Source organism: Immundisolibacter sp. (assembly GCF_041625615.1).
GTDB lineage: Bacteria > Pseudomonadota > Gammaproteobacteria > Immundisolibacterales > Immundisolibacteraceae > Immundisolibacter.
Window position 1 is genome coordinate 1 of the sequence record NZ_JBFJTF010000143.1, and the last position, 5,351, is coordinate 5,351.

Annotated in this window: 5 protein-coding genes; 1 reads left to right on the forward strand and 4 read right to left on the reverse strand. The window is 70.7% G+C overall.

Annotation, left to right across the window (positions count from 1 at the left end; all coding sequences use genetic code 11):
- The coding region (locus tag ABYX71_RS10135) for an MFS transporter (RefSeq protein WP_372696380.1) at nt 1–1,125 on the forward strand (1,125 nt) is incomplete at its 5' end.
- A gap of 23 nt (nt 1,126–1,148) precedes the next feature.
- Here the strand turns inward: ABYX71_RS10135 and ubiB are convergent.
- The 4 genes from ubiB to hslU all read right to left on the reverse strand — a co-directional run.
- Complete coding sequence (gene ubiB, locus ABYX71_RS10140) at nt 1,149–2,759, reverse strand: ubiquinone biosynthesis regulatory protein kinase UbiB (protein ID WP_372696381.1); 1,611 nt, start codon at nt 2,757–2,759, stop codon at nt 1,149–1,151.
- Nucleotides 2,756–3,331, reverse strand: a complete 576-nt coding sequence (locus tag ABYX71_RS10145) for an SCP2 domain-containing protein (protein ID WP_372696382.1) — start codon at nt 3,329–3,331, stop codon at nt 2,756–2,758. The genes ubiB and ABYX71_RS10145 overlap by 4 nt, the downstream gene beginning before the upstream one ends.
- A gap of 5 nt (nt 3,332–3,336) precedes the next feature.
- The gene (ubiE, locus tag ABYX71_RS10150) at nt 3,337–4,083 is read right to left on the reverse strand and encodes a bifunctional demethylmenaquinone methyltransferase/2-methoxy-6-polyprenyl-1,4-benzoquinol methylase UbiE (protein ID WP_372696383.1); all 747 of its coding nucleotides are present in this window, start codon (nt 4,081–4,083) and stop codon (nt 3,337–3,339) included.
- Between the two features lie 110 nt (nt 4,084–4,193).
- Nucleotides 4,194–5,351: ATP-dependent protease ATPase subunit HslU (hslU, locus tag ABYX71_RS10155; RefSeq protein ID WP_372696384.1), on the reverse strand; the 1,158-nt coding region annotated here is incomplete at its 5' end.

Sequence of the window (5,351 nt, forward strand, 5' to 3'; positions counted from 1 at the left end):
CTGGTGTTCAGCAGCGGCCTGCTGGGCATGACCGCCGGCTCGCTGGTTCTGGGGCCGGCCGCCGACCGCATCGGCCGTCGCCGCATGATCCTGCTGGCCACCACCGTGCTCGGCACCAGCACGCTGGCCACGGCCGCCGCCACCGACGTGACGCAGCTGGTGGTGCTGCGCGCGTGCACCGGCGTTGCCATCGGCGCGCTGCTGCCGAGCCTGAACACCCTGGTCGCGGAATACGCGCCGGACCGCCGGCGCAACCTGGCCATCAGCTTCATGCACCTGGGCTATCCGGTCGGGGGCATGGCCGGCGGCTTTCTCGCCGCCCAGCTCATCCCGGCCGCCGGGTGGCCGGCGCTGTTCGTGGCCGGCGGCCTGTTCACGCTGGCGGTGGTGCCCATCCTGCTGCTGTGCCTGCCCGAGTCGCTGCACTACCTGCTGCGCAGCGGCCGCGCGGATTCACCGGCGGCCGCCCATCTGGCCGGCCGGCTGGGGCTCGACCTGGCCGCCGCCACGGCACACGCCGCGCCGACACCGGCGACCCCGGTACGCGAGGTGCTGCGCGGACGCTGGCTGGCGCCGGGGCTGGCGCTTTGGGCCTGCTTTTTTCTCGGCAACCTGACGCTCTACTTCGTGCTCAACTGGACGCCCACCGTGCTGGTCGAGGCCGGCCTGCCGCAGGCGCAGGCCATCCGCGCCGGACTGCTGCTGAACCTCGGCGGCGGCCTTGGCATGCTGACGCTGGGCTATCTGTCGGCACGCTGGTCCATGCACGGCATGATGAGCGCGTTCTTCGTCGTCGGCGGCGCGTTGGTGATGGCGCTCGGCCAGTTGTCCCAGGTCGCCGGGGTGCTGTTCGCCTGCACCGTGCTGGCCGGCTTTTTCTCGCTCGGCGCGCTGATCGGCCTGTACTCGCTGGCGGCGCGGCTGTATCCGGACACCCGCCGCGCCACCGGCGTCGGCCTGGCGATCGGCGCCGGCCGTTTCGGCGCCATTGCCGGCCCGTACGCCGGCGGGCTGCTGATCGCGCTGGGCTGGCCGATGGGGCACTACTTCGCCCTGCTGGCGCTGCCGCTGCTGGCGGCCGCGGTCATCGTATGGCGCGTGCGCCCACCGGCCGGACGCGACTGACACGCCGCCAGCACCGGCCCCGATCAATCCCGTCGCGGCAACAGCAACACCACCGCCAGCAGCGCCAGCGCCCACAGCAACGCCGGCACACCCAGCCACAGCGGCTGACTGAGGCCGGCCAGGTGCAGCACCCAGCCGGCCACGGCCACCAGCGCGCTGCCGCCGAGCACCGCGTCCAGTCGCCGCGGCAAACGCCGGCGGCGCGGCCTGTCGGGCGGCAGCGACGGCTGTGCCTGCATCAGGGCACCGTAGACCAGGTTCGGCAGGCGCGGCAGGGTATCCGCCCACAGCGGCATTTCCTGGCGCAGCGTGCTGCGCACCGCCCGCCAGCCGATGCGCTCATGCATCCAGCGCTCCAGATAGGGCTTGGCGGTGCGCCACAGATCGAGCTCCGGGTACAGGCGCCGGCCGAGGCCCTCGATGTTGAGCAGGGTCTTTTGCAGCAGCACCAGCTGTGGCTGCACCTGCATGTCGAACCGCCGCGCCACCTGGAACAGGCGCAGCAGCAGCACACCGAACGAGATGTCCTTCAGCGGCTTGTCGAAGATCGGCTCGCACACGGCGCGGATGGCGGCCTCGAACTGGTCCACCCGCAGGTCGGCCGGCACCCAGCCGGCGCGCACGTGGGCCTTGGCCACGGTGGCGTAGTCACGGTTGAAGAAGGCCACGAAGTTCTCGGCCAGGTAGCGCTGGTCGGCCGGGTTCAGACTGCCGACGATGCCGAAATCGACCGCGATGTACTGCTCGCCCGGACCCACAAAGATGTTGCCGGCGTGCATGTCGGCGTGAAAGAAATTGTGCTCGAACACCTGCCGGAAGAAGATCTCCACGCCGCGCTCGGCCAGACGGCGAAAGTCCACCCCGGCCGCGCGCATGACATCCACGTTGTCGATGCCGATGCCGCGGATGCGCTCCATCATCATCACGTTCACCCGCACGTAGTCCCAGTACACCTCGGGCACGTACAGATCGGGCGAGTCCAGCCAGTTGCGGCGCAGCTGACTGGCGTTGCCGGCCTCGCGCATCAGGTCCAGTTCGTCCATCAGCGTCAGCTCGAACTCGCGCACCACCTCCACCGGACGCAGGCGCCGTGCCTCGCGCAGCGTACGCTCGGCGAAGCGGGCCAGCAGGTTCAGCAGACGGATGTCGCGGCGGATGCGCGGCGCGATGCCCGGCCGCACCACCTTGAGCACCACCTCGCGGCCGTCCGGCAGGCGTCCGGCGTGCACCTGGGCAATCGAGGCGGACGCCAGCGGAACGTCGTCAAACTCGCTCAGCACCGCCTGCAGCGGCTGACCGTAGGCAGTCTCGATGATGCGCCGCGCCTGCTCGGCCGGAAACGGCGGCACCCGGTCCTGCAGGCGCACCAGTTCGTCGGCGATATCCGGCGGCAGCAGGTCGCGCCGCGTGGACAGGATCTGTCCGAACTTGACGAAGATCGGCCCCAGCGACTCCAGCGCCTGACGCAGGCGCACGCCACGCGGCGGACGCCGACGCCAGCGCCACGGCAACAGGCGCAGCAGCAGGCGGCCGCCGGGCATACGCGGATGACCGAGAATGATCTCGTCGGCGCCGGCGCGCGTCAGCACGAACAGCACCCACCACAGGCGCAGCAAGCCCGGCAGGCTGGTCATTGCTGACGCAGGATCAGCAGCGCCACACGCCGCTCCAGCGCCGCCACTGCCTCGTGCAGTTCACGCACCTCGGCCCGGAAGCTGTCCCACTCGGCGGCGCTGACCAGGGTCGGCCGCTCGTACTGCAGGAACTCCGCCCCGCTGCGCAGCAGCGAACCGGCGCCCTCGCGCACGGCCTCACCGGCCCCACCGAGCGCCTGCGCGCCGCGCTGCGCCAGGACATCACCCAACAGCGGTGCCAGCAGCTGCGGCCAGTCGATGCGCGCCGCGCGCAGCGCGTCGGCAAAGGCGCTCGCCAGCAGCTTGTCGCCCTCGATGTCCAGACCGCGGACGTCACCCTCCGCCTGCGCGCGCAGCAGATCGGCCAACCGGCCACGGATGCGCACATCGGCTGCTTGCGGCGCTTCCATCAGCTGCAGGCCGTGCCGGTGCGGCACCACGCCCAGCGCCATGCCGACGGTCGCCGGCTCGATCACGATCAGCCGGCCATCCAGTGCGGCCAGGCGTTCGAGCGTGGCCGGGTCCAGCGCCAGCACGCGGTTGAGCGCCAGTTCCAGCGCCGCCAGCGGCATGGCCGTCACAGCCGGTAACCCCGATGTACCGCAACGATGCCGCCGGTGAGATTGAAGTACTGGCAACGGGCAAAGCCGGCCACGTGCAGCATGCCCAGCAGCGTGTCCTGATCCGGATGGCGGCGGATCGATTCGGCCAGATAGCGGTAGCTGTCGGCATCCCCCGCCACCAGCCGGCCCAGGCGCGGCAACACCTGAAAGCTGTAGGCGTCGTAGACCGGCTTCAGCGGCGGCAGTACCGGCCGCGAGAACTCCAGCACCAGCGCCCGTCCGCCAGGCTTGAGCACGCGATGCATCTCGACCAGCGCCGCCTGCTTGTCGGTGACGTTGCGCAGGCCGAAGCCGATGATCACGCAGTCCAGACTGCGCTCGGCCAGCGGCAGGCGCTCGGCATCCAGCTGCAGGTAATCGACGTTGCCGGCGATACCGGTATCCAGCAGGCGCTCGCGGCCGCGCGCCAGCATGGCGCCGTTGATGTCGCCCAGCAGCACGCGCCCGGCCGGCCCCACGCGCGGCGCCAGCAGACGCGTCAGGTCGCCGGTGCCGCCGGCCAGGTCCAGAATCCGCTCGCCCGGCTGCGCCGCGACCAGCCCCACCGCGAAGCGCTTCCAGACCCGATGCAGGCCCAGCGACATGAGGTCGTTCATCACGTCGTAGCGCCCGGCGACCGAGTCGAACACCGCGCGCACGCGCCGCGCCTTGTCGGCGAGCGGCACCTCGCTGAAGCCGAAATCCGTGGTGTCGTTTTCCATGGCGGTACCGGGGGCGGGAACAGCAACGCCGCGCGTGTGAAGCGGCGCCTGCAAGTGTACTCGACCGCCTGCGCCCGCCCGCCGCGTCGGCCCTTTGCCGGGTACCGCCGCTACAGGATGTAGCGGCTCAGATCCTGGTCGCCGGCCAGATCCTTGAGGCGTTCATCGACGTAGGCCGCGTCCACGGTGACCGTGCTGCCGCTGCGGTCGGCGGCGGCGAACGACAGGTCCTCCAGCAGGCGCTCCATCACCGTGTGCAGGCGCCGGGCGCCGATGTTCTCGGTGCGCTCGTTGACCTCGTGGGCGATCTGCGCCAGGCGCCGCACGCCGTCCGGCACGAACTGCAGCGTCACACCCTCGGTGGCCAGCAGCGCACTGGCCTGCTCGGTGAGCGCCGCGTCGGTGTCGGTCAGGATGCGCTCGAAGTCCTCCACGCGCAGGGAGTCGAGCTCCACGCGAATCGGCAGACGGCCCTGCAGTTCCGGGATCAGGTCGGACGGCTTGCTGAGGTGAAACGCGCCCGAGGCGATGAACAGGATGTGATCGGTACGCACCTGGCCGTGCTTGGTGGTGACCGTGCTGCCCTCGATCAACGGCAGCAGATCGCGCTGCACACCCTCGCGCGACACCTCGCCACCGCTGCCGCCGCGGTCACCGCCGCGCTGGGTGATCTTGTCGATCTCGTCGATGAACACGATGCCGTTCTGCTCGGCGTTGGCGACGGCGGCGCGCTTGATGTCGTCCTCGTTGACGAACTTGGCGGCTTCCTCGTCGGTCAGCAGGCGCAACGCCTCGGCCACGCGCACCTGGCGCCGGCGCGTGCGCTGCCCGCCCATGTTCTGGAACATGCCCTGCAGTTGCTGGGTGAGCTCCTCCATGCCCGGCGGGGCCATGATCTCCACCCCGACCTGGGGCAGCGTGACCTCGATCTCCACCTGCTTGTCGTCGAGCTGCCCTTCGCGCAGGCGCTTTCGCAGTTTCTGGCGCGTGTCGGCGCTGCTGTCAGTGCTGGACCCGAGGTCATCGCTGCCCGAGCCGGGCAGCAGCAGGTCGAGCACCCGCTCCTCGGCGGCGTCTTCGGCGCGGTGGCGCACCTTGGCCAGTTCCTGCTCGCGGGTCTGCTTGACCGCCACGTCCATCAGGTCGCGGATGATGGATTCCACATCACGCCCGACGTAGCCAACCTCGGTGAACTTGGTCGCCTCAATCTTCAGGAACGGCGCGCCGGCCAGTCGCGCCAGGCGGCGGGCGATCTCGGTCTTGCCAAC